General features: G+C 68.1%; 21 protein-coding genes. 9 read left to right on the forward strand and 12 right to left on the reverse strand.

What is annotated here, in order from left to right; all coding sequences use genetic code 11:
• The 6 genes from BM252_RS00020 to BM252_RS00045 all read left to right on the forward strand — a co-directional run.
• Positions 1-828 (forward strand): ABC transporter permease (locus BM252_RS00020; protein ID WP_245774007.1); only part of this gene is annotated, 828 nt, incomplete at its 5' end.
• Positions 829-948: 120 nt separating this feature from the next.
• Entirely contained in the window at positions 949-2,421 is a 1,473-nt protein-coding gene (locus BM252_RS00025) for a DUF3138 family protein (protein ID WP_093381951.1), read from the forward strand.
• 17 nt (positions 2,422-2,438) lie between these two features.
• On the forward strand, positions 2,439-3,926 hold the full coding sequence (locus BM252_RS00030; protein WP_093381953.1) for an aldehyde dehydrogenase: 1,488 nt from the start codon (positions 2,439-2,441) through the stop codon (positions 3,924-3,926).
• A gap of 121 nt (positions 3,927-4,047) precedes the next feature.
• Entirely contained in the window at positions 4,048-5,382 is a 1,335-nt protein-coding gene (gene glnT / locus BM252_RS00035) for a type III glutamate--ammonia ligase (RefSeq protein ID WP_093381956.1), read from the forward strand.
• A 32-nt stretch (positions 5,383-5,414) separates the two neighbouring features.
• A complete protein-coding gene (locus tag BM252_RS00040; RefSeq protein WP_093381958.1) occupies positions 5,415-6,752 on the forward strand; it encodes a glutamine synthetase family protein in 1,338 nt (445 codons plus the stop codon).
• A gap of 9 nt (positions 6,753-6,761) precedes the next feature.
• The gene (locus tag BM252_RS00045; RefSeq protein WP_093381959.1) at positions 6,762-8,126 is read left to right on the forward strand and encodes an aspartate aminotransferase family protein; all 1,365 of its coding nucleotides are present in this window, start codon (positions 6,762-6,764) and stop codon (positions 8,124-8,126) included.
• Between the two features lie 80 nt (positions 8,127-8,206).
• Here BM252_RS00045 and panB read toward each other — a convergent pair whose 3' ends face one another.
• From panB to BM252_RS00080, 7 genes are all read right to left on the reverse strand, one after another.
• Entirely contained in the window at positions 8,207-9,085 is an 879-nt protein-coding gene (gene panB, locus BM252_RS00050; protein WP_245774008.1) for a 3-methyl-2-oxobutanoate hydroxymethyltransferase, read from the reverse strand.
• A 93-nt stretch (positions 9,086-9,178) separates the two neighbouring features.
• The gene (locus BM252_RS00055) at positions 9,179-9,526 is read right to left on the reverse strand and encodes a DMT family protein (protein WP_093381961.1); all 348 of its coding nucleotides are present in this window, start codon (positions 9,524-9,526) and stop codon (positions 9,179-9,181) included.
• 6 nt (positions 9,527-9,532) lie between these two features.
• Positions 9,533-10,060: a 2-amino-4-hydroxy-6-hydroxymethyldihydropteridine diphosphokinase gene (gene folK / locus BM252_RS00060; protein WP_093381962.1), complete on the reverse strand. Its 528-nt coding sequence runs from the start codon at positions 10,058-10,060 to the stop codon at positions 9,533-9,535.
• On the reverse strand, positions 10,057-11,433 hold the full coding sequence (gene pcnB / locus BM252_RS00065) for a polynucleotide adenylyltransferase PcnB (RefSeq protein WP_093381963.1): 1,377 nt from the start codon (positions 11,431-11,433) through the stop codon (positions 10,057-10,059). Before pcnB ends, folK begins: the two co-directional genes overlap by 4 nt.
• Positions 11,426-12,097 carry a histidinol-phosphatase gene (locus tag BM252_RS00070; RefSeq protein ID WP_093381966.1) on the reverse strand — a complete coding sequence of 224 codons (672 nt, stop codon included), beginning with the start codon at positions 12,095-12,097 and terminating at the stop codon, positions 11,426-11,428. Before BM252_RS00070 ends, pcnB begins: the two co-directional genes overlap by 8 nt.
• The gene (gene hda / locus BM252_RS00075) at positions 12,097-12,777 is read right to left on the reverse strand and encodes a DnaA regulatory inactivator Hda (RefSeq protein WP_093381968.1); all 681 of its coding nucleotides are present in this window, start codon (positions 12,775-12,777) and stop codon (positions 12,097-12,099) included. The genes BM252_RS00070 and hda overlap by 1 nt, the downstream gene beginning before the upstream one ends.
• A gap of 48 nt (positions 12,778-12,825) precedes the next feature.
• Positions 12,826-13,908 carry an AI-2E family transporter gene (locus BM252_RS00080; RefSeq protein WP_093381970.1) on the reverse strand — a complete coding sequence of 361 codons (1,083 nt, stop codon included), beginning with the start codon at positions 13,906-13,908 and terminating at the stop codon, positions 12,826-12,828.
• A gap of 159 nt (positions 13,909-14,067) precedes the next feature.
• On the opposite strand from BM252_RS00080, the gene purM reads away from it, so the two are divergent.
• Positions 14,068-15,111 (forward strand): phosphoribosylformylglycinamidine cyclo-ligase, encoded by a 1,044-nt coding sequence (gene purM / locus BM252_RS00085; RefSeq protein ID WP_093383190.1) that lies wholly within the window; start codon positions 14,068-14,070, stop codon positions 15,109-15,111.
• A 118-nt stretch (positions 15,112-15,229) separates the two neighbouring features.
• Here the strand turns inward: purM and BM252_RS00090 are convergent, their stop codons facing one another.
• Complete coding sequence (locus BM252_RS00090) at positions 15,230-15,751, reverse strand: FxDxF family PEP-CTERM protein (protein WP_093381972.1); 522 nt, start codon at positions 15,749-15,751, stop codon at positions 15,230-15,232.
• Positions 15,752-16,056: 305 nt separating this feature from the next.
• On the opposite strand from BM252_RS00090, the gene BM252_RS00095 reads away from it, so the two are divergent.
• Complete coding sequence (locus BM252_RS00095; RefSeq protein WP_245774009.1) at positions 16,057-16,524, forward strand: cache domain-containing protein; 468 nt, start codon at positions 16,057-16,059, stop codon at positions 16,522-16,524.
• A gap of 34 nt (positions 16,525-16,558) precedes the next feature.
• Here the strand turns inward: BM252_RS00095 and BM252_RS00100 are convergent, their stop codons facing one another.
• Complete coding sequence (locus BM252_RS00100; RefSeq protein WP_093381973.1) at positions 16,559-16,897, reverse strand: type II toxin-antitoxin system RelE/ParE family toxin; 339 nt, start codon at positions 16,895-16,897, stop codon at positions 16,559-16,561.
• A gap of 171 nt (positions 16,898-17,068) precedes the next feature.
• Here BM252_RS00100 and BM252_RS00105 point away from each other — a divergent pair, with 171 nt between their 5' ends.
• Positions 17,069-17,362 carry a HigA family addiction module antitoxin gene (locus BM252_RS00105; protein ID WP_217429851.1) on the forward strand — a complete coding sequence of 98 codons (294 nt, stop codon included), beginning with the start codon at positions 17,069-17,071 and terminating at the stop codon, positions 17,360-17,362.
• Between the two features lie 14 nt (positions 17,363-17,376).
• On the opposite strand, the gene BM252_RS00110 is transcribed toward BM252_RS00105, so the two are convergent.
• The 3 genes from BM252_RS00110 to BM252_RS00120 all read right to left on the reverse strand — a co-directional run bounded on the left by BM252_RS00110 (position 17,377) and on the right by BM252_RS00120 (position 22,806).
• Positions 17,377-18,591 (reverse strand): 6-phosphofructokinase, encoded by a 1,215-nt coding sequence (locus tag BM252_RS00110; RefSeq protein ID WP_093381975.1) that lies wholly within the window; start codon positions 18,589-18,591, stop codon positions 17,377-17,379.
• A 95-nt stretch (positions 18,592-18,686) separates the two neighbouring features.
• Entirely contained in the window at positions 18,687-20,735 is a 2,049-nt protein-coding gene (locus tag BM252_RS00115; RefSeq protein WP_093381976.1) for an alpha/beta hydrolase family protein, read from the reverse strand.
• 22 nt (positions 20,736-20,757) lie between these two features.
• Positions 20,758-22,806 carry an alpha/beta hydrolase family protein gene (locus BM252_RS00120; protein ID WP_093381977.1) on the reverse strand — a complete coding sequence of 683 codons (2,049 nt, stop codon included), beginning with the start codon at positions 22,804-22,806 and terminating at the stop codon, positions 20,758-20,760.
• Positions 22,807-22,841 lie beyond the last annotated feature (35 nt).

Genomic DNA, 22,841 nt, shown 5'->3' on the forward strand with positions numbered 1-22,841 from the left:
ATCCAACGTTGGTTCGGCCGTGGCTGGCTGTCGCTCGGCTATGTCTTCCTCTACCTGCCGATTTTGGTGTTGATCGTCTTCTCGTTCAACAGCTCGCGGCAGGACATGGTGTGGAGCGGCTTCTCCGTGCGCTGGTACATGGAGCTGATGAACGACACGGAGATCATCAGCGGCTTCGGCCTGTCGATCAAGATCGCCGTGTTGACGGCCTGCGCCTCGGTGGTGCTGGGCACCTTCGCCGCGTTCACCTTGAACCGCTACCAGCGCTTCTTCGGCCGCACGCTGTTCTCGGGCATGGTCAGCGCGCCGCTGGTGATGCCGGAGGTGATCATCGGCCTGTCGCTGCTGCTGATGCTGGTGTCGGTGCAGAAGGTGTTCGGCTTCCCCGAGCGCGGCATGATGACCATCTGGCTGGGGCATACGCTGCTCGGCATGGCCTACGCGGCGGTGGTGGTGCAGTCGCGTTTGCAGGAGATGAGCAAGTCGCTGGAAGAGGCGGCGATGGACCTGGGCTGCAAGCCGCACCAGGTGTTCTTCCTGGTCACGCTGCCCAACATCACGCAGGCCTTGGCCTCGGCCTGGCTGCTGACGTTCACCTTGTCGCTGGACGACGTGGTGCTGTCGGCCTTCCTGTCCGGCCCCGGCTCGTCGACGATGCCGATCGTGATTTTCTCGCGCGCCCGCCTGGGTCTGGACCCGCGCGTCAACGCCGTCGCCGCGCTGACGATTTTGGCGGTGACCGTCGCCGTGATCGCCTCCAGCATCTGGATGGCGCGCAACGAACGGCTGCGCCAGAAGCAGGTGCAGGCGGCCGCCAAGGCCGAGTAGCAAGCGGGGTCAGTGCCGACATTCGGACATTCACCGCGTGAATGTCCGAATGTCGGCACTGACCCCACCGTACCGCATTCATCCATCAAGCATCAAGAACCAAGAAAAAGGGGATTAGTCATGCACTTGTTGAAGAAAATTGTCGTCGCCATCGTCATCGCCTATCCAGCCGTCGCCATGGCGCAGAGCACCAAGGAATTGAAGGCCGAGTTGGACGCCTTGAAGAGCCAGGTCAAACGCCTGGAGGCGATGATCGAGAAGGTCGGCGGCCAGGCCGTGCTGGCCAACAGCCAGGCGCAGGCCGCCAGCAGCAAGGCGGCCGAGGCCAACACGCAGGCGGTGGCCGCCGTCGCCAAGGCCGACAAGGCCGCCGAAAACGGCGTCGACGTGGCCGAGTTCAACCGCATCCGCATCAAGACCGAGGCGCTGGAGGATTCCAACGAGGCCAGCGGCTTCAAGGGTGTGAAGATCTCCGGCTATGTCGACCCGACCTACATCTACAACCGCAACGCCAAAACCTCGAGCTTCGTCTTCTTCAACAACAACAGCTCGGTCAACGGCTCCGGCGAGAGCTTCGGCTACGACAACACCTTCTTCGGCAGCGCCATGCTGAACTTCGAGAAGGAGCTGGAGGGCGGCACCAAGGTCAAGCTGTCCATGATGCCGAGCAAGGGCGCCGGCGCCGGCTACAACTTCGGCAGCCTGGTGCACGAGGCCACGGTGATGGTGCCGCTGGGCGACCTGAACACGCGGCTGATCGGCGGCCAGTGGGCCGACTGGACCGGCTATGAGCTGATCCCGTCGACCGGCAACAAGCTGATCACCCACAACCTGCTGTTCGACTTCTCCGCCGCGAACTTCTACACCGGCGCCGGGGTCGAACTGGTACGCGGCCAGTGGGACACCAAGATCCTGCTGGGGAACCTGAACCGCTCGCGCATCGACACCGCCAAGCAGGAGACGCCGGGCCTGTTCTACCGCGTCGACTACGCCAAGGGCGAGTTCAGCGGCTTCGGCTTCTCCGGCATCCACTCCGGCTTCGACGACAAGGCGCAGTTCGGCCGCACCGACCTGGTCGAGGTGGACGGCTACTTCAACCGTGGCGAATGGAACGTGCAGGGCCAGCTGTCCTACGGCCGGCAGAAGGCGACGCCGAGCAACGGCTACAGCGGCGAGCGTTCGCACTGGTGGGGCCTGTCCGCGCTGGCCGCCTACAAGGTCACGCCGCGCTTCGAGACCATCGGCCGCTTCGACTACATCAACAACAAGAGCAACGGCGGCGGTGTGTTCGGCTCGACCTTCGGCGGCGTTTGCAAGGACGTCACCGGCGCCGACGCCAACTGCCCGGACGGCCGCAACGGCTTCGGCTCCGGCATGGTCTTCGACGGCAGCGGCTGGGTGGTGGCCGACCCTTCGGTGGGCAGCAACCGCTACGCGCTGTCGCTGGGCGTGAACTACGCGCTGATGCCGGGCGTGAACGTCAAGGGCGAGTACCGCTACGACCGCTCGTCGGCCAAGGTGTTCAAGACCTCGGACGACGAGTACCGTCGCGACAACCACGTGCTGGGTGTCTCGACCGTGGTCAGTTTCTAAGATTTTTGGAGGTGGGTATGACTACAACTTTATGGCATGAGCGCGCCGCCGCGCAGCAGATCGACGGCCGCGCCTTCATCGGCGGCCAGCGCGTGTGGGCCAAATCGGAGCAGCGCTTCGACAACCTGTCGCCGATCGACGGCCGCAACCTGGGCGCGGTGGCGCGCTGCGACGGCGCCGACGTCGACGCGGCTGTGGCCGCCGCGCGGGCCGCCTTCGACGACGGCCGCTGGGCCGGCAAGTCGCCGGCGCAGCGCAAGCGCGTGCTGATCAAGTTCGCCGACCTGGTGCAGCAGCACGGCGCCGAGCTGGCGCTGCTTGAGACGCTGGACATGGGCAAGCCGATCAAGTACAGCCAGAGCGTGGACGTGGGCGCCACGGCCAACACGCTGCGTTGGTACGGCGAGGCGATCGACAAGATCTACGACGAGATCGCGCCGACCGCCGCCAACAGCCTGGCGCTGATCACCCGCGAGCCGGTCGGCGTGGTGGCGGCCATCGTGCCGTGGAACTACCCGATGATCATGGCGGCGTGGAAGATCGCGCCGGCCCTGGCCGCCGGCAACAGCGTGGTGCTCAAGCCGTCGGAGAAGTCGCCGCTGACGGCGCTGCGCCTGGCCGACATCGCGCTGGAGGCGGGCATTCCGCCCGGCGTGTTCAACGTGCTGCCCGGCTTTGGCCACGAGGCCGGCGCCGCGCTGGCGCTGCACATGGACGTCGACTGCATCGGCTTCACCGGCTCGACCCGCACCGGCAAGCAGATCCTGCAGATGGCCGGCCAGTCCAACCTGAAGCGGGCCTGGACCGAGTTGGGCGGCAAGTCGGCCAACATCGTCTGCGCCGACTGCCCGGACCTGGACGCGGCGGTGGCCTCGGCCATCGGGGCTATCTACTTCAACCAGGGCGAGAGCTGCAACGCGCCGTCGCGGCTGTTCGTCGAGGAGTCCATCAAGGAGCGCTTCCTGGAGAAGGCGCTGGCGATGATGCCGGACTTCCAGCCCGGCGATCCGCTCGACGAGGCCACCGTGATGGGCGCCATCGTCGACGCCACCCAGCTGAAAACCGTGATGGGCTACATCGAGGCCGGCAAGAACGACGGCGCCAAGCTGCTGTCGGGCGGGCGCCAGGCGCGCGGCGAGAGCGGCGGCTTCTACGTCGAGCCGACCTTGTTCGACCAGGTCGACAGCTCGATGACCATCGCCCGCGAGGAGATCTTCGGGCCGGTGCTGTCGGTGCTGTCGTTCACCGACGTGCGCGAGGCGGTGCGGCAGGCCAACGCCACGCCCTACGGTTTGCAGGCGGCGGTGTGGACCTCGGACATCAGCAAGGCGATCCAGACGGCGCGGGCGCTGCGCGCCGGCACGGTGCACGTCAACCAGTACGACGGCGACGACATCACCGTGCCCTTCGGCGGCTACAAGCAGTCCGGCAACGGCCGCGACAAGTCGCTGCACGCCTTCGACAAGTACACCGAGTTGAAGACGACCTGGATTCAGATCGGCTAGGTCTCTATCGGCAGGGTCAGACCCTAGGGTCAGACCCTAGGGTCTGACCCTAGGGACTCGGCGTCCCCGTCTGATCCAATCTCATCGCATCCTGGCAGAAAACATGAGCAAGATAGAAGCAATGAACACTAACGACCACCCGTCCGAACTGGCCGCGCAGGGCATCAAGTATGTCTTCGCGCAGTTCACCGACATCCACGGCGCGGCCAAGGGCAAGCTGATCCCGCTGGCCCATCTGGACGACATCGTCCATCCCGGCGCCGGTTTTTCCGGCCCGTCGATCTGGGGCACCGGCCTGCCGCGCAACGGGCCGCGCTCGGAGTACTACGGCCGCGCCGACCTGAGCACCTTGCAGCCCATGCCCTGGCTGCCCGGCTACGCCCGCGTGGTGCTGGACGGGCATGTGGCCGGCCAGCCCTTCGAGCTGTGTCCGCGCCAGGTGCTGCGACGCCAGGTCGAGCGTTTGGCGGCGCACGGCTGGACCCTGAACGCCGGCCTGGAGCCGGAGTTCTTCCTGCTGCAAAAAGGCCCGAACGGCTACGACTCCGAGGCCGCCGACATGCTGGAAAAACCGTCCTACGACAGCAAGAGCCTGCTGCGCCAACGCGGCTTTCTCGACAAGCTGAGCACCTCGCTGGACGCCTGCGGCCTGGGCGTGTTCCAGATCGACCACGAGGACGCCACTGGCCAGTTCGAGGTCAACTACCGCTACGCCGACGCGCTCAAGGCGGCCGACAACTTCATGCTGTTCAAGATGGCGGCCCAGCACATCGCCGAGGAGGAGGGCCTGCTGTTCTCGATGATGCCCAAGCCCTTCGCCGACCGGCCCGGCAGCGGCCTGCATTTCCACCTGTCGCTGGCGGACGCCGACGGCAAGCCGGTCTTCGCGGCGGAAGATGATGTGCGTGGACTTGGTCTGTCTAAAAATGCGTATCATTTCATGGCCGGCCTGCTGCTGCACGCGCCGGCCTTGACCGCCTTGTGCGCGCCCACCGTCAATTCGTACAAGCGCTTGATGTGCGGCCGTTCGCTGTCCGGCACCAGTTGGGCGCCTTCCTTCATCGGCTACGGCGACAACAACCGCACCACGGTGGCGCGGGTGGTCTACCAGCGCGTCGAATGGCGCCTGCCCGACAGCTCGGCCAATCCCTACCTGGCGCTGGCCGGCGTGATCGCCGCCGGCCTGGACGGCATCGAGCAGCGGCTCGATCCGGGCGAGCCGGTCAACCACGACGTCTACGAGCTGTCCGACGCGGCGCGCGCCGAGCTGGGCTTGCATATGCTGCCACAGAACCTGGGCGAGGCCGCCGCCGCGCTGAAGGCCGACGAGGTGCTGGCTGCCGCGCTGGGCAAAGCCTTGGTGGCGGAGTTCGCCGCGCTGAAAAGCGCCGAGTGGAACGAGTACAGCCAGCATGTCAGCGCCTGGGAGACCAAGCGCTATCTGGACCGCTTCTAAACCAAGACCGCTTCTAAACCAAGAGAGTAGAGATGAACCAAGCCATGCGCGACTTTCTGCGCGAGCGCAATATCCACGAGGTGGAGTGCGTGATCGCCGACATGACCGGTATCGCCCGGGGCAAGATACTGCCGAAGGACTTGTTCCTCAGCGAGGGCGAGATGCGGCTGCCGAAGAGCGTGCTGCTCAACACCGTCAACGGCGAGCAGCCCAACAATCTGCCCTACGTCGGCGCCACCGACCCGGACATGATCTGCGTGCCCGACCTGGCCACCCTGCGCCAGGTGCCGTGGGCGGCCGAGTCGGTCGCGCTGGTGATCCACGACTGCCAGAACTTCGACGGCAGCCCGGTCGGCCTGTCGCCGCGCGCGGTGCTGCGCAAGGTGCTGGCGCTGTACGCGGAGCGCGGCTGGCAGCCGGTGGTGGCGCCGGAGATGGAGTTCTACCTGGTGGCGCGCAGCGCCAACCCGCACGAGCCGCTGGTGCCGCCGCTGGGCCGCAGCGGCAAGACCGAGTCGGGCCGGCAGTCGTATTCGATCGACGCGGTGAACGACTTCGACCCCTTCTTCCTCGAGCTGTCGAGCTTCTGCAAGCAGCACTCGCTGGGCGTGGAGACCTTGATCCACGAGGCCGGCGCCGGCCAGATGGAGATCAACTTCAGCCACGGCGACGCGCTGGAGCTGGCCGACCGCGTCTTCCTGTTCAAGCGCGCGGTGCGCGAGACGGCGCTACGCCACGGCATCTTCGCCACCTTCATGGCCAAGCCGATGGAGGCCGAGCCGGGCAGCGCCATGCACATCCACCAGAGCGTGCTCGATAGCGCCACGGGCGCCAACATCTTCAGCGACGCCGACGGCGGCGCCAGCGCGCTGTTCTTCCACTACATCGCCGGGCTGGAGAAGTACACGGCGCCGGCCACGCTGCTGCTGGCGCCGCACGTCAACTCCTACCGCCGACTGTCGCGCTTCATGTCGGCGCCGACCAATGTGCATTGGGGCTACGACAACCGCACCTGCGGCATCCGCATCCCCAACTCGGCGCCGCTGAATCGACGCGTGGAGAACCGCGTGCCCGGCGTCGACGTCAATCCCTACCTGGCGATGGCGGCCACGCTGGCCTGCGGCTATCTCGGCATGCGCGACGGCCTGACGCCGTCCGAGCCGACCGCCGACAGCGCCGAACACGTGCACGACCAGCTGCCGCGCAACCTGGAGGACGCCATCGTCCGCCTGCGCGAGTGCCAGCCGCTCGGCGAAATCCTCGGCGAGCTGTTCGTGCAGGCCTTCTGCGAGGTGAAGGAACTCGAATTCGCCACCTACAGCCGGGTCATCAGCTCGTGGGAGCGCGAGCACCTGATGCTGCTGGTGTAGGGGGCGGCCATGGCGCAAGCAATCAGACACGGCGTCGACTGGGCGCGCGCGCAGGCGCTGGCGGCGCGCGAGCGGGCCGCCTTCGTGGCGCGCAACCCGGCCTCGCAGGCGCTGGCCGGGCAGGCCGCCGAACACCTGCTGTTCGGCGTGCCGATGCACTGGATGAAGGACTGGTCGACGCCGTTCGCCTTGACCGTGGCCGAGGCCAGCGGCGCGCGCTTCAGCGACGCCGACGGCCACGACTACATCGACTTCTGCCTGGGCGACACCGGCGCCATGTTCGGCCACGCGCCGGCGCCGGTGGCGCAGGCCATCGCGTGCCAGGCCACGCGCGGCTACACGGCGATGCTGCCGTCGCCGGACGCGGCGCCGGTGGCGGCCGAGCTGGCGCGCCGCTTCGGCCTGCCGTTCTGGCAGTTCGCCCTGTCCGCCTCGGACGCCAACCGCTTCGTGCTGCGCTGGCTGCGCGCCGCCACCGGGCGCGACAAGATCCTGGTGTTCAACGGCTGCTACCACGGCACCGTCGACGACGTGTTTGTCGACCTGGTCGACGGCCTGCCGGTGCAGCGCGATAGTTTGCTGGGGCAGGTGTATGCGCTGACCGAGCACACCGTGGTGGTGGAGTTCAACGACCTGGCCGCGTTGGAGGCGGCGCTGGCCGGCGGCGACGTCGCCTGCGTGCTGGCCGAGCCGGTGATGACCAACATCGGCATGGTGCTGCCGCAGCCGGGCTACTGGGCGGCGGCGCAGCAGATCCTGCGGCGCCACGGCACCTTGTTGGTGATCGACGAGACGCACACCATCAGCAGCGGGCCGGGCGGCTATGCGCGCGAGCACGGCATGGCGCCGGACGCGCTGGTGCTGGGCAAGCCGATAGCCGGCGGCGTGCCCTGCGCGGTGTACGGTTTTTCGGAGGAGGTGGCGCGGCGGGTGGAGCGGGCCAAGCGCGCGGCGCCGGCCGGCCATTCCGGCGTCGGCACCACGCTGAGCGCCAACATGTTCGCCATGGCGGCGATGCGCGCCAATCTGGAGCAGGTGATGACCGAGCAGGCCTACGCACACATGTTCGCGTTGGCGGCGCAGTTGGCCGACGGCCTGCGCGCGGCCATCGCGCGGCATGGCCTGCCCTGGTGTGTGACGCGGGTTGGCGCGCGCACCGAGTTCCAGTTCGGCGCCACGGCGCCGCGCAACGGCAGCGAGGCCGGCGCCATGCTGGATGGCGAGTTGGAGCAGATCATCCATCTGTATCTGCTCAACCGGGGGCTGTTGATCACGCCCTTCCACAACATGCTGTTGGTGTGTCCGCAGACCGGCGCCGAGGATGTGGCGCGGCTGCTGGCGGTGCTCGACGCGTGTTTGGGAGAGCTCGCGTAGGGCGGGATGGTGTGCGGATACCGCTCCGATGCCCAGGGTCAGACCCTAGGGTCTGACCCTTTCGCCACGGCGCGGGACAATCAGAAGCAGTGTTCCAGCGCCGGGAAGCTGCCGTCCTTGACCGCCGCGACGTAGGCGCCGACGGCGGCGTCGATGCTGGTCTGGCCTTCCATGAAGTTCTTCACGAAGCGCGCTTTGCGGCCCGGGAAGACGCCCAGCAGGTCGTGCATCACCAGCACCTGGCCGGAGCAGTCCGGGCCGGCGCCGATGCCGATGGTCGGCATGGTCAGCAGCTCGGTGACTTCCTTGCCCAACTGCGAGGGGATCGCCTCCAGCACCACCATCGAGGCGCCGGCCGCCTGCAGGGCCAGCGCGTCGGCCTTCAGCTGGTCGGCGCTTTCGGTGGTCTTGCCCTGTACCTTGTAGCCGCCCAGCTGGTGCACCGACTGCGGCGTCAGGCCGATGTGGGCGCAGACGGGCACGGCGCGCTCGGTGAGGAAGCGCACGGTTTCGGCCAGCCAGGCGCCGCCTTCGATTTTGATCATGTGGGCACCGGCCTGCATGATCTGCACGGCGTTGGCGAAGGCTTGCTCGGGCGTGCCGTAGGCGCCGAAGGGCAGGTCGGCGACGATCATGGCCGACTTGCTGCCGCGCGCCACGGCGGCCGTGTGGTAGGCCAGTTCGGCCACGGTGACCGGCAGCGTCGAGTGGTGGCCGTTGCAGACCATGCCGAGCGAGTCGCCGATCAGCAGCACTTCCACGCCGCAGCGGTCCATCAACGAGGCGAAGCTGGCGTCGTAGCAGGTCAGCATGGTGATTTTTTCACCGGCGGCGCGCAGCGCGCCCAGCGTGGTGACGGTGACAGCCTTGGTCGCGACCGGCTTGGCCGGCGCAGGTGTCGTTGCGGTGGCGGGCTTTTGGCTCGCCGCCATTTCGTTGCCTTGCAAATAAGCAGACATGGTAAATCCTTAAAATAGAAAATGCTAACGGCGCTAGTGTAGCCCTGTTGTGGTTTGCCCGCCGGCGGGCGCCAAACCGACCGGTTCGCTACCCTAGCTGCGGAAAATGAAGTAGACGGCGCCGACCAGGCACAGCCCGGCCCAGACGTAGTCCAGCTTGAAGGGTTGGTTCATGTAGAACATGGCGAAGGGGACGAACACGGTCAGCGTGATCGCCTCCTGCATGATCTTCAGCTGCGCCAGGCTGTACTGGCTGTAGCCGATGCGGTTGGCCGGCACCTGCAGCATGTATTCGAACAGGGCGATGCCCCAACTGATCAGGGCGGCGATCCACCAGGCCTTGCTCGACAGGCTTTTCAGGTGGCCGTACCAGGCGATGGTCATGAACACGTTCGACAGCGTCAGCAGGCCGACGGTTTGGACGATGACAGGAATTTGCATGCTGGCTTAGTCGAGGAGGCCGATGGCCTGGTCGGCGACGCCGGCCAGGTAGCCTTGCGCCGGGCCGAGGCCGGGGATGTCGATGTTCGGCGCCAGTGCCAGCAGCGGCACCAGCACGAAGGCGCGCTCGGCGAGGCGCGGATGCGGCACCGTCAGCGTGGCGCTGGAAATGCGCTGCGCGCCGTACAGCAGCAGGTCCAAATCCAGCGTGCGCGGGGCGTTGCGGTAGGGCCGCTCGCGGCCGTGCGCCTGCTCGATGCCGTGCAGCGCCTGCAGCAGCTGCTCGGCGTCCAAGGTGGTGGCGATGCGGGCGACGGCGTTGATGTAGTCGTCGCCGCTGGAGTCGATGGGGGCGCTGCGGTAGTGGCCGGAGGCGGCCTGCAGCGTGCAGCCGGGCAGGCGCGCCAGGCGGGCCAGCGCGTCGACCACGTTGGCGCGGGCGTCGCCCAGGTTGGCGCCGATGCCGATGTAGGCGACGACGACGTCCGCCGCCGCCGCCACTGGGCCTGCGACGGGATCAAACCCTGCCTTCATTCGCCTTCGCCGTCCGGATTGCCGGTGCCGCCGACGATGGCGGCCTTGCCGCGACCGCCACGGCGTGGCGCGCGCTTCTTCTTGGCGCCCTCGGGGGCGCGGCCGACGTTGGCGACCAGGTCGTCGCGGGTGGCCTCGTCGCCCTCGTAGAAGGCGGTCCACCATTCGCCCAGCTCGGCGTCGATCTCGCCGGAGCCGCAGCGCAGCAGCAGGAAGTCGTAGCCGGCGCGGAAGCGCGGGTGCTCGAGCAGCTTGTGCGGCGACTTGCCGTTGCGCCGCTCGAAGCGCGGCTGCATCGACCAGATGTCGCGCATGTCGGAGCCGATCTTGCGTTGCAGCGCCAGTTTTTCGGTCTGCGAGTCGAGCACGTCGTCGGCCGCGAAGTGCAGCGCGGGGATGGGCAGCTCGCCGGCGGCGCGGTAGGCGGTCCACTTCTCCAGCACCTGGTGCCACAGCAGGGAGGCGAACAGGAAGCCGGGCGAGACGGTCTTGCCGGCGGCGATGCGGGCGTCGGTCGAATCGAGCGCCAGGGTGACGAACTTGACGCCGAGCGGCTGCTCGAGCACCACGTCGAGCAGCGGCAGCAGGCCGTGGTGCAGGCCCTCCTTGCGCAGCTGCTGCAGGCAGGCCAGCGCCTGGCCGCTCATCAGCAACTTGAGCATCTCGTCGAAGACGCGGGCGGCCGGCACGTTGTTGATCAGCGGCGCCATGACGGCGATCGGCGCGGCGGTGGCCGGCTCGATGGTGAACTTGAGCTTGGCGGCGAAGCGCACCACGCGCAGCATGCGCACCGGGTCCTCGCGGAAGCGCGCCTCGGGTTGGCCGATGATGCGCAGGGTCTTGGCGCGGATGTCCTCGACGCCGCCGTGGTAGTCCAGCACCTGCTCGTTGGCCGGGTTGTAGTACATGGCGTTGATGGTGAAATCGCGCCGCACCGCGTCCTCGGCCTGCGAGCCGAAGGTGTTGTCGCGCAGCACGCGGCCGTGTTCGTCCTTGGGCGCCGAGTCGGAGGTGGTGCCACGGAAGGTGGTCACCTCGAGCAGGTCCTGGCCGAACATGACGTGGACGATCTGGAAGCGCTTGCCGATGATGAAGGCGCGGCGGAACAGCTTGCGCACCTGCTCGGGCGTGGCGTTGGTGGCGATGTCGAAGTCCTTCGGCTTGACGCCGAGCAGCAGGTCGCGCACCGCGCCGCCCACCACGAAGGCCTCGAAGCCGGCCTCCTGCAGGGTGCTGGTGACGCGCACCGCGTTCGACGACAGCAGCCGTGGCTCGATGCCGTGCTCCTGCGGGCCGAGCACCACCGGGGTGTTGGCGTCGCGTCCGCCCTTGTTTTTGGTGCCCAGGATTTTGCGGATCAGTTTCTTAATCATTGAATAGGTCGAGTAGTGGCCAGCCTTGGGCTGAAGCGTGCGTTTTCAGCGCGGCGTTGGGGTTGGTGGCGACGGGGTGGCTGACCAGCTGCATCAGCGGCAGGTCGTTGTGCGAGTCGCTGTAGAAGTGGCTGGTCTCGAAGTCTTCGAGCCGGTGGCCCAGACCGGCCAGCCAGGCGCGCGTGTGGGTGACCTTGCCGGCGCCCTGGGTCGGCGTGCCGAGCAGCTTGCCGGTGGGGCGGCCGGCGTCGTCGAACTCCGGCATGGCGGCGATCAGGTGGTCCACCCCCAGCGCCTTGGCGATGGGTGCCGTGACGAAGTGGTTGGTGGCGGTGACGATGGCCACCAGGTCGCCGGCGTCGGCGTGGCGTTGCAGCAGGGCGCGCGCCTGCGGCTTGATGGCCGGCAGGATCACCTCGTCCATGAAGCGCGCCTGCATGGCGTCGAGTTCGGCGCGCGGAAAGCGCGCCAGGGTGCCGAGCGAGAACTCGAGGTATTCGACCGGGTCGAGCGTGCCGGCCTGGTACTGGGCGAAGAAGGCGTCGTTGCGGCGCGCGAACTGGGCGCCGTCGACGGCGCCGATGCGCACCAGGAACTGGCCCCACTCGTGGTCCGAGTCGATCGGCAGCAGGGTGTGGTCAAGGTCAAATAGGGCGAGATTCATCATTCTTTCGCTTCCGCCTGCAGCCATTCGCGCAGCAGCGGCAGGGTGATCGGACGTTGGGTTTCAAGGGAATACTGGTCGAGCGAGTCCAGCATGGTCGACAGCGAACGCATGTCGCGGCGAAAATGGGACAGCAGGTAGGGTAACACGCCGGGCGACAGCGTCAAGCCGCGGGCGGCGGCGGCGCTGCTCAGGGCGGCCACCTTCTCGTCGTCGCTCAGGCCGTGGATCTGGTAGATCAGGCCCCAGCCCATGCGCGTGCGCAGGTCCTCGCGCACCGGCAGCACGGCCGGCGCCACGGCGCCGCTGCAGACCATGAAGGCGCCGTTGGCGCGGATCTCGTTGAACAGGGCGAAAGCGTCGATCTGCGCCACCGGCGACAGCTTTTCGCAGTCGTCGAGCAGGTACAGGTCGACCTCGGGCACGTAGACGAACTCCGATTCGATCGAGAACGGCGAGATGTAGCGCGCCGTCTTGTCGCCGTGCGTGGTGTCGGCCAGCGCCTTGAGCAGGTGGCTCTTGCCGACGCCGGCCTCGCCCCACAGGTAGGCGAAGTGCTCGCGCGAGCTGCGCGCGGCGAACTGGCCCATCAGCTGGGTCGCCTCGGCGTTTTGTCCCACCTCGAACGATTCGAGGCTGTGCGCCTGGTCTGCGCCTAAATCGAGCACCAGTTGTTTCATGGCGTTCGCCCTGTCCTGATAGTTTGCATATGCGTTTTCTGTGTAACGTTACGCATTATAGAAGCTGCTGCTCAGGTAGTGGCGGCGCAGGTGCTTAAAAGCGACCATTAAGATGGCCGAGGCGGGCAAAGCCAGCAGCACGCCGACGAAGCCGAACAGCTGGCCGAAGGCCAGCAGGGCGAAGATCACCGCCAGCGGATTGAGGCCGATGCGCTCGCCGACCAGGCGCGGGGTGAGGAAGAAGCCCTCGATGACCTGGCCCAGGCCGTAGATGGCGGCCACGGCGATGACGCCGCTCCAGTCGGCAAACTGCAGCACGGCGGCGATCAGCGCCAGCACCAGGCCCAGGCCGAAGCCGAGGTAGGGGATGAACACCAGCAGGCCGGTGATGATGCCGACCGGCAGGGCGACGTCGAAGCCGGCGATCATCAGGCCGACCGAGTAGTACACCGCCAGCACCAGCATCACCAGCAGCTGGCCGCGCAGGTACTGGGCCAGCAGGGTGTCGACCTCGTTGGCCATGGCCAGGGTGCGGCCGATGTAGCGGCGCGGCACGGCGGCGGCGACGCGCGCCAGCATCGGGTGCCAGTCGAGCAGCAGGTAGAACAGCACCACGGGGATCAAGACCACGGTGGCGATCCAGCCCAGCACGGCGGTGCCGCCGACGCGGGCCGAGGCCAGCACGGCGCTCCAGATCGCCTCGCCGCTGCTGGCCATCTGCTGGCTGACGATCTTCTTGATGCCGGCGCTGTCGAGGCGCACCTTGAGGCCGAGCTCCTGCAAACGGGGGCCGAGCAGGTCGTTGAGCTTGGCCAAAAAGGCCGGAATCTGCGCCTGCAGCAGCGGAATCTCCTTCTGCAGCACCGGCACCACGATCAACACCAGGGCGGCGATGGCGCAGAAGAACAGCACGACGACGACCACCACGGCCAGCGGGCGGGGCACGTCGAAGCGGCGGAAGCGCAGGTGGTCGAGCCGGTCGACGCCCGGGTTGAGGGCGTAGGCGAGGATGGCGGCGGCCAGGAAAGGGGTCAGCACGGGGCCCAAAGCGAGCAGCAGGAGCAGGAATGCGCCCCATACCGCGATCCAAAATGCCGTTTGCTTTTGCTCTAGCGAGAGGGGAAATGGCATGGATTCAGAGTTCGGCTGGTTAAAAAGAGGAATAAAAAGGCTGATGGACGGGGCAGTTTGATAAAATAGCGGATTGAACGGATTTGAGTCTGCGCCCGCCGCATGTGCGCAATTCCGGTCTCCGCCTTCTATTTTACCGCCTCCGCTGCCAAATACACCATGAGCCAACCATCTAATGTTTCCCTGTCCTACCGTGACGCCGGCGTCGATATCGACGCCGGTGACGCCTTAGTCGAAGCGATCAAGCCGTTTGCCAAGCGCACCATGCGCGAGGGCGTGATGGGCGGCCTGGGCGGTTTCGGCGCCATGTTCGAGATCAGCAAGAAGTACAAGGAGCCGGTGCTGGTGTCCGGCACCGACGGCGTCGGCACCAAGCTCAAGCTCGCTTTCGAGCTGAACCGCCACGACACGGTCGGCATCGACCTGGTCGCCATGAGCGTCAACGACATCCTGGTGCAGGGCGCCGAGCCGCTGTTCTTCCTCGACTACTTCGCCTGCGGCAAACTCGACGTGCCGACCGCGACCGACGTCATCAAGGGCGTGGCCAAGGGCTGCGAGCTGGCCGGCTGCGCGCTGATCGGCGGCGAAACGGCGGAAATGCCGAGCATGTACCCGGCCGGCGAGTACGACCTGGCCGGCTTCGCCGTCGGCGCGGTGGAGAAATCCAAGATCATCGACGGCAGCAAGATCGTGCCGGGCGACGTGGTGCTGGGCCTGGCCTCGTCGGGCGTGCACTCGAACGGTTACTCGCTGGTGCGCAAGATCATCGAAGTGGCCAAGCCGGACCTGGAAGGCGACTTCCACGGCCGCAAGCTGGCCGACGTGCTGATGGAGCCGACCCGCATCTACGTCAAGCCGCTGCTGGCGCTGATGGACAGCATGGAGGTCAAGGGCATGGTGCACATCACCGGCGGCGGCCTGGTGGAAAACATCCCGCGCGTGCTGCAGGCCGGCCTGGTGGCCGAGCTGGACTCGACGGCGTGGACCATGCCGCCGCTGTTCCAGTGGCTGCAACAGCACGGCGGCGTGGCCGACGCCGAGATGCACCGCGTCTTCAACTGCGGCATCGGCATGACCGTCATCGTTTCGCAGGAGAACGCGGACGCCGCCGTGGCCCAGTTGCAGGCCGCCGGCGAGACCGTCTCGCGCATCGGCCGCATCCGCGCCCGCGTCGGCGACGAGCACCAGACCACCGTCATCTAAGCGTTTGGCGGCGCGCGGCGCGCCCGGCGCGCCGCGCGCCGCATAAAAAAACGGCCCGTGCGCGTCAGCGTCCGGGCCGTTTTTGCGTCCGCGCCCGGGGCGGGGCGGACGGCGGGCGTCAGGCCGTTTTGACGGCGCGGCGGCGGGCGACGAAGCCGACCAGGCCGAGGCCGGCCAGCAGCATGCCGTAGGTTTCCGGCTCGGGCACGCCGGACACCAGCGCGATGGCGTAGGCGCCGCCGTAGACGCCGTCGGCGTTGCCGGTGACGCGGATGTGGTAGGCGCCGGGCGTGCTCAGGCCGATGTCGTAGGAGATGTTGTTGCCGGGGAAGGTGCCGTACCAGACGGTGTCGCTGGCCGAGGTGCCGCCCCAGACCGAGTAGCTCAGCGCGCTGATGTCATAGATCGAGGTCGAGCCGAGCATCAGGTTGAGCGCGTGGGCCGACGAGCCCAGGCTGCCGGTCGGCACGGTGAAGTCGATGGTGTCGGTGAACAGGCCGACGTCGTGGGTGAACAGGTGGCCAAACGGCGCCGACGCGTCCTGGGGCAGCAGACCGGCGTCGATCTGGATGTCGTTGGCCAAGACGGCGCCGCTGCCCAAAGCCAGAGCCAATGCCGCAAAGAGTGTGGTGGTTTTCATGTTTTCCCCGTGAGTGTGCCGGCCAGGTTTGGCCGGTCGAGCCGGGGTGGGCGCTGCGCGGCCCCCCGACACATCCCACTGTAGAGATAGGGCGCGGCCGGCTCCGTGTGCTGGCACACGCTGGCCGGCCGGGCGAGAGAATATTGTTGAGTTCGCACCACACGGGCGTCGCGGCCGCCGTTTGTTGCTTTACCGCCACGCCACGCCAACAGTGCTGGAGTTGCCTTTTGGCAAGGAGTAAGCTCGGTGGCGGACCCCGCCGCGCAGGCGCGGCCGGGCCGAGACACTCACCTTGGAGACGAAACATGATGCGACGACTATTTCTACGCGCGGCCCTGTTGTTGGCGGCCGGCGGCTATTTGCACGGCGCCGGCGCGGCCGAGGGGCACGCTACCTTGGACGAGGCGCAGGCCATGGTGCGCAAGGCGGCCGCCTACCTGAAAAAGAACGGCATCGACAAGGCGGTGGCCGAGGTCAACCAGCCGAAGGGCCAGTTCGTCGACCGCGACCTGTATGTGACCATCCTCGACGGCAAGAACATCAACCTGGCGCACGGCGCCAACCAAAAGCTGGTCGGCAAGGACCTCAGCGAGATGCGCGACGCCGACGGCACCTACATCGCGCGCCAGCGCAACGAGGTGCTCAAGACCAAGAACGAGGGTTCGATCAATTACCGTTTCCTCAACCCGGTGAGCGGCAAGATCGAGCCGAAGACCATGTTCTTCACCAAGGTCGACGGCTACGTGGTCAGCTGCGGCGCCTACACCCCCTGAGCGGACGCGCGGGCGAGGCGGTCGGCATAGGCGCTTAGTGGCGCTTAGCGCCGCCGCGCCGGTGCAGGTCCTCAATGTCGAGCAGTGTGACTTCGCCAGAGCTGGGGTCGTCGCAGTTGAAGGTGAGGCGCCAATTGCTGTTGATCTCCATTGCATAGCGCCGATTGTGGCCAGCCAACAGCTTCACGTTCTTAATACGGCCGTAGGCGGCTTGGATGTCGACGAGACTCTTGGCGCTGTCCAAATGGACCAGCGCCAAGCGCAGGGCTTTTGCCCAGGTGGGCGAGATGCCGCTCAGATCCTGAGCGCCAGAAAGCCAGAATCGGCGCAAACCTGGATGCAGGAAGGCCTTGTGTGGATTCTTGATCGTCATGACGTTGCCGGGACCTGGAAGAGGTTTGACGCCGAATGGGATCTGCGGTACTTTTCATCCAAGGTAAATCAAACCGCGTGGCAGGGCCGGAAGGTACGACAACAAAGCTGGACTTTGTTATTTTTTGCTCCAATTGTTACGTGTTGCGCAATGCGCAATGAAGGAGGCACCATGATCACCATGCATCCAGGCGAGTATCTGCAGGTCAGTTATATGGAACCGCACGGGCTGACACAGAAGGATTTAGCGGCCAGCCTCGGTGTCTCCACCGCCGCCGTCAGCAGATTGCTGGCTGGTAAATCCGATCTCTCCCCCGAGATGGCCGTGCGTTTGCAGTTGGTCTTTGGCCGCTCGGCGGAATCCTGGATGAGCATGCAGACCAGCCACAGTCTGGCCTTGGCGAAGGCGGCGCTCGATCCGGCCTCGGTCCGGCCGATTTTTCTTGGCGAAAAAGACGCCGCCTAGCCCAGGCCCGGCCGCTAGCGTTTGAGGATCTTCTCCACCGCCGCCGGGCGCAGGCGGTAGGCGTCCGGCATGCCGGAACCGAGCAGCGGGCGCAGGTAGAGGCGGAAGGCGTCGGTGACGTCGGTGCCGCTGGCGCTGATGAACTCGTCCTCCATGGTGCGCGTCTTGCCGGCCACCGCCTCCAGCGGCAGCAGGGCGTAGTCGACCGAGTAGAAGCCGGTGCGCTGGATCGCCACCGAGCCGTCGCGCTGGCCCCACATGGCGAACTGCACGGCCTTCTCGCCGACCTCGCGCGCCTCGCGCTGGTCGACGTCGGAGACGCAGCCGATGAAGGAGCGCTGCAGGTAGCCGAAGGTGTCGCCGCGCACCCGCTTGATGCCCAGCCTGGCCTTGATCTCCTCGCACAGCAGGTCGGCCAGCGCGCCGTTGCCCGACAACTGCACGTTGCCGTGGGCGTCGCGCTCGAGTTCCTTGGCCAGCAGGGCGGCGATGGGCTGGCCGGCGGCGTCGTGGATGCCCTCGGAGACGGCGACCACGCAGCGGCCGTGGCGCGCGTACATGGCCTTGACGTCGGCCAGGAACTGTTCGAGCACGAAGACGCGCTCGGGCAGGTAGATCAAATGCGGGCCGTCGTCGGGGAACTTCTTGCCCAGCGCCGCGGCGGCGGTGAGGAAGCCGGCGTGGCGGCCCATCACCACGCCGACGTAGACGCCGGGCAGGGCGGCGTTGTCCAGGTTGGCGCCGGCGAAGGCCTGGGCGACGAAGCGGGCCGCCGAGGGGAAGCCTGGGGTGTGGTCGCTGCCGACCAGGTCGTTGTCGATGGTCTTGGGGATGTGCACGCAGCGCAGCGGGTAGCCGGCCTTGGCCGCCTCCAGGCTGACGATGCGCACGGTGTCGGACGAGTCGTTGCCGCCGATGTAGAAGAAGTGCTCGATCTCGTGGGCGCGCAGCACCTGGAAGATCTCCTGGCAGTACTTGATGTCGGGCTTGTCGCGGGTCGAGCCGAGCGCCGACGAGGGCGTGGCGGCGACCAGTTCGAGGTTGTGGCTGGTCTCCTGGGTCAGGTCGACGAAGTCCTCGTCGACGATGCCGCGCACGCCGTGGCGCGCGCCGTAGACCCGGCTCACGTCGCGGAAGCGGCGCGCCTCGAGCGCCACGCCGACCAGCGACTGGTTGATGACGGCGGTCGGCCCGCCCCCCTGTGCGACCAGAATTTTTCCCGACGACATGCGCGACTCCTCCTCAAGGATGGCGCCGGCCGGGCGGCCCGCGCCACCCTAGCGTAGCGCATTTCGGCGCCGCTGCGTAGCCTTGTTCGCGCCGCCTAGCGCGGCCCGATGTGCTTGGCCAGGAAGCGCTCGACGCGGCCCCAGAAGTCGATGCGGGTGTGCGCCAGCGCCCAGTCGTCCTGCTCGCCGTCGTAGCGCAGCCAGTCGACTTGCGGGTTGGCGGCCTTGACGGCGGCGTGGAACGCCTCGCCTTCGGCGAGCGGCACGCGGCGGTCGGCGCCGCTGTAGGCCAGCAGCAGCGGTTGGCGGATGCGCGCCGCCTGGGCCAGCGGCGAGGTGGCCTGGAACTGGGCGGCGTCCTTGACCGGGTCGCCGACCAGCTCGGGCATGCCGTAGCGCTGCCAGTCGTCGCTGGTGTCGGCCAGTACGCCGTGGCGGCCGGAATACAGCTGGCCGATGTCGGTGATGGCGGCCCAGGCCACGCCGCAGCGGAACAGCGCCGGTTCCTTGGCCAGCCCCATCAGGGTGGCGTAGCCGCCGTAGCCGGCGCCGGCCAGGCAGATGCGGCCGGGGTCGGCGATGCCCTGGGCGACGGCCCAACGGGCGCCGTCGGCCAGGTCGTCCTGCATCGCCAGGCCCCATTGCCTGGCGCCGGCGCGGAAGTGCCGGGTGCCGAAGCCCAGGCCGCCACGGTACTCGGGCTGCAGCACGGCGTAGCCGCGCGAGGCGAGGAACTGGGCCTCGGCGTGCCAGCCCCAGTCGGCGCCGCGCCGCTGCGGGCCGTCGTGCACCAGCAGCACCGTCGGTAGCGGCTTGGTGGCGCCGGGCGGCAGGGTCAGCCAGACGGGGATGCTCAGGCCGTCGCGCGCCGGATAGCGCAGCAGTTGCCGTGGCGCCATCCGCGCCGGCGCGATGGCCGGGCGGCTGTGGCCGAGCAGGCTCAACTTGCCGCTGGCGCGGTCGAACAACAGGAAGCTGGCCGGCTCGGTGTCGGAGTAGGACTCGACCAGCAGCCACGGCGAGTCGGCTTGCGCGGCCGTCGACACCAGGTTGACGGTGTTGGGCAGCAGGGCGTCGACGCGGCGCTGCTGCGCCTGCATGTCCGGGTCCAGCCAGACCATCGAGGGGGCGTCGGACAGCACGCGCAGGCCCAGCAGGCGGCCATTGCGGTGCACCAGCGCGCCGTCGAAGTCGTAGTCGGGCAGGGACAGCAGCGGCGCGGCGGCCAGCTTGCCGCTGGCCGGGTCGAGGGAGTAGACGGCGCTCTTGTCGCGGCCGGCGTCGGTGCGCACGTAGAGTTTGCCGCCGCTACCGAAGCCGAGCGGCGCGTAGGAGTCGGCCGCGTAGGCGTAGGCGGGGAACTCGGCCAGTTGGCGCCAAGCGTCCTTGGCCGGGTCGAGGTAGTGGACGGCGCTGCGGCCGTCCTGCCGGGTCAGCGCCAGGCGCGGCGCGCCGTCCTGGTCGAGCAGCCACTCGTGCACCGGGCCGGGGCGCGGCACCCGGCTGGCGGCGCCGCTGACGGTATCGAGCTGCACCAGCTCCCAGTGGCTGAAGTCGCCGGTGTTGTCGTTGAAGGCGGCGCGGCGCACGTAGATGCGGTCGGAGTCCTGGGCGCCGGCCTGTCCGAGCAGGTAGGTATGGGCCGGCTGCAGGTGGCGCTTGACCAGCGGGCCGGGCGGCGGCGCGTGGCGGTCCTCGGTCAGCACGCGCAGCTTGGCGCCGTCGCGGTCGACCGCGTAGAGGCCACGGTTGAGCTCCGGCTCCCCGGGCGGGCGGCTCCAGTCGCGGGTGTTGAAGACCAGGCGGCGCGGATTGACCCACTCGAACTCGGCGACGTCGAAGTCGCTGAATTGGGCCACTGCGCGCCGCTCCAGCGTGGCCAGCTCGACCACGGCGAGCAGGGCGCGCGCGCCGGGGGCCGCCGTGCGCAGGGCCAGGTGGCGGCCGTCGGGCGACAGCTTGGCACCGCTCATGGCGGCGGCGTCGAAGAAGGCGGCGGGTGGCGGCATGGCGGCGGCGGCGGCCGGCGCAGGGGCCGGCGCAGGGGCGGCGGCGACGTCCGCCGCCGCCGCGTGGTGGCAGGCGAGCAGCAGCAGGGCGGTGCCGACGGGCCGCAGCAGGCGGCCGGTCAGGGGCAGGGGCATGGTGTCCTCGGGGTGGTCCGGTTCAGGGTTGCTGGCGCTGGGCGCCGATGTGCTTGGACAGGAAGCGCTCGACGCGGCCCCAGAAGTCGATGCGGTTCTTGGCCAGCGACCAGCCGTGGCCCTCGCCGTCGTAGACCACCCACTCGACCTGCGGGTTGCCGGCCTTGACGGCGTGGTAGAAGTCCTTGCCCTGGTAGAGCGGCACGCGGCGGTCGTCGCTGCCGTGGGCCAGCAGCAGCGGCTGCTTGATGCGGGCCGCCTGGGCCAGCGGCGAGGTGGCCTGGAAGCGGGCGGCGTCCTTGACCGGGTCGCCGATCAGCTCGGGCATGCCGTAGTTGCGCCATTCGTCGCCCATGTCCGACAGCACGCTGTGGCTGTTCGAAAACATCTTGCCGATGTCGCTGACGCCGGCCCAGTCGATGCCGCACTGGTACAGGCCGGGGTCGTTGACCAGCCCCATCAGCGCGGCGTAGCCGCCGTAGCTGGCGCCGGCGATGCAGACCCGCTTGGGGTCGGCGATGCCCTGGGTGACGGCCCACTTGACGCCGTCGGCCAGGTCGTCCTGCATGGCCAGGCCCCATTGCTTCCAGCCGGCGCGGAAGTGTTTGGCGCCGAAGCCGGTGCTGCCGCGGAACTCCGGCTGCAGCACGGCGTAGCCGCGCGAGGCGAGGAACTGGGCTTCGGCGTCCCAGCCCCACTCGCTGCCACGCAGGTTCGGCCCGCCGTGCACCAGCAGCACCATCGGCAGCGGCTTGTCCTTGCCGCGCGGCAGGGTCAACCAGGCCGGGATGCTCAGGCCGTCGCGCGCCGGGTAGCGCACCAGGTCCTGGGTGCCCATCTGCGCCGCCACGATGTCCGGGTGGGTGTGGCCGACCGTCTTCAGTTCCGCCGTCGCGGTGTTGAACAGCAGGAAGGCGGTCGGCTGGGTGTCGGAATAGGCGTTTACCAGCAGCCAGGGCGAGTCGGCGTTGTGGGCCGCCGCTACCAGGTTGACGGTGGCCGGCAGCAGCGCGTCGATTTTCTGCTGGGCCGCCTTCATGGCGGTGTCGAACCAGACGGTGCTGCGGGCGTCCGACAGCACCTGCATGCCGAGCAGCCTGCCCTTGCCATAGACCAGGGCGCCGCCGAAGTCGTAGTCGGCCAGCGAGACCAGCGGCTCGGCGGCGATCTGGCCGCTGGCCAGGTCGAGCAGGTAGACGCCGCTCTTGTCGCGGCCGGCGCGGGCGCGCACATAGAGCTTGCCGTCGGCGCCGAAGCCGAGCGGAACGAAGTTGCCGGGCGACTCGCCGAAAGAGGCGAACTCGGCTAGCTTGCGCCATTTGCCGTTGGCCGGGTCGAGGTAGTGCACGGCGTCCCTGCCCTGGTCCTCGGTGACGGCCAGGCGCGGCTCGCCGGCCTGGTCGAGCAGCCAGGACTGCACCTTGCCGGGACGTTGCACGACGTTGGCCAGGCCGCTGGTGGTGTCGAGCTGCACCAGGTCCCAGTGGGTGACGTCGCCGCTGGCGTCGTTCCAGCCGGCCCGCTGCACGTACACGTGGCTGGTGGTCTGCGCGCCCGGCTGGCCCAGCAGGAAGGTGTGCCAAGGCTGCACGTTGCGCTTGATGACGGTGCCGGTGGTCGACGGCGGCACGAAGCTGCTCTCGGCCAGCTGGCGGAAGTTGGCGCCTTCGCGGTCGACCGCGTACAGGCCGGCGCCGTGGCGCTGGTCGCCCGGCGCCACCGTGTTGTCGCGGCTGTCGAAGATCAGGCGCTGCGCGTTGACCCATTCGAAGTCGCCGATGTCGACATTGCTGAACTGGGCCACGCGCAAGGCCGCCAGCGTGTCGACGGCGATGACGACCAGGCCGTCGCGGGCCGCCTCGGCGGCCACGCGCACGGCGAGAAATTTGCCGTCGGGCGAGAGCTTGGCGTCGCTCATCTGCACATTGTTGAAGAAGGCGGCCAGCGGCGGCGCGGTGCCGGCCGCTGCGGGCGGCGCGGTCGCCGCCAAGGCCGGCGCGGCCAGCTGGGCGGCACCGAGCAGCAGGGTGGCGGCCAGGCAGCCGGCGCGCAGGACGGGGTGTGCTGACATGTTTGCTCCGTGTTGATCGAGTTACTATTTTTCCA

This window comes from Rugamonas rubra (assembly GCF_900114705.1).
In the GTDB taxonomy this organism is placed as follows: domain Bacteria; phylum Pseudomonadota; class Gammaproteobacteria; order Burkholderiales; family Burkholderiaceae_D; genus Rugamonas; species Rugamonas rubra.

Bases quoted from the DNA above. Each gene is read 5' to 3' on its own strand.
- BM252_RS00070 (WP_093381966.1), bottom strand. From the start codon at position 12,097: ATGAATCTCGCCCTATTTGACCTTGACCACACCCTGCTGCCGATCGAC.
- BM252_RS00110 (WP_093381975.1), bottom strand. From the start codon at position 18,591: ATGTCGTCGGGAAAAATTCTGGTCGCACAGGGGGGCGGGCCGACCGCC.
- BM252_RS00120 (WP_093381977.1), bottom strand. From the start codon at position 22,806: ATGTCAGCACACCCCGTCCTGCGCGCCGGCTGCCTGGCCGCCACCCTG.
- BM252_RS00025 (WP_093381951.1), top strand. From the start codon at position 949: ATGCACTTGTTGAAGAAAATTGTCGTCGCCATCGTCATCGCCTATCCA.
- panB (WP_245774008.1), bottom strand. From the start codon at position 9,085: ATGTCTGCTTATTTGCAAGGCAACGAAATGGCGGCGAGCCAAAAGCCC.
- BM252_RS00100 (WP_093381973.1), bottom strand. From the start codon at position 16,897: ATGACGATCAAGAATCCACACAAGGCCTTCCTGCATCCAGGTTTGCGC.
- pcnB (WP_093381963.1), bottom strand. From the start codon at position 11,433: ATGATTAAGAAACTGATCCGCAAAATCCTGGGCACCAAAAACAAGGGC.
- folK (WP_093381962.1), bottom strand. From the start codon at position 10,060: ATGAAGGCAGGGTTTGATCCCGTCGCAGGCCCAGTGGCGGCGGCGGCG.
- BM252_RS00080 (WP_093381970.1), bottom strand. From the start codon at position 13,908: ATGCCATTTCCCCTCTCGCTAGAGCAAAAGCAAACGGCATTTTGGATC.
- BM252_RS00030 (WP_093381953.1), top strand. From the start codon at position 2,439: ATGACTACAACTTTATGGCATGAGCGCGCCGCCGCGCAGCAGATCGAC.
- glnT (WP_093381956.1), top strand. From the start codon at position 4,048: ATGAACACTAACGACCACCCGTCCGAACTGGCCGCGCAGGGCATCAAG.
- BM252_RS00115 (WP_093381976.1), bottom strand. From the start codon at position 20,735: ATGCCCCTGCCCCTGACCGGCCGCCTGCTGCGGCCCGTCGGCACCGCC.
- BM252_RS00105 (WP_217429851.1), top strand. From the start codon at position 17,069: ATGATCACCATGCATCCAGGCGAGTATCTGCAGGTCAGTTATATGGAA.
- BM252_RS00045 (WP_093381959.1), top strand. From the start codon at position 6,762: ATGGCGCAAGCAATCAGACACGGCGTCGACTGGGCGCGCGCGCAGGCG.
- BM252_RS00090 (WP_093381972.1), bottom strand. From the start codon at position 15,751: ATGAAAACCACCACACTCTTTGCGGCATTGGCTCTGGCTTTGGGCAGC.
- BM252_RS00095 (WP_245774009.1), top strand. From the start codon at position 16,057: ATGATGCGACGACTATTTCTACGCGCGGCCCTGTTGTTGGCGGCCGGC.
- BM252_RS00040 (WP_093381958.1), top strand. From the start codon at position 5,415: ATGAACCAAGCCATGCGCGACTTTCTGCGCGAGCGCAATATCCACGAG.
- purM (WP_093383190.1), top strand. From the start codon at position 14,068: ATGAGCCAACCATCTAATGTTTCCCTGTCCTACCGTGACGCCGGCGTC.
- hda (WP_093381968.1), bottom strand. From the start codon at position 12,777: ATGAAACAACTGGTGCTCGATTTAGGCGCAGACCAGGCGCACAGCCTC.
- BM252_RS00055 (WP_093381961.1), bottom strand. From the start codon at position 9,526: ATGCAAATTCCTGTCATCGTCCAAACCGTCGGCCTGCTGACGCTGTCG.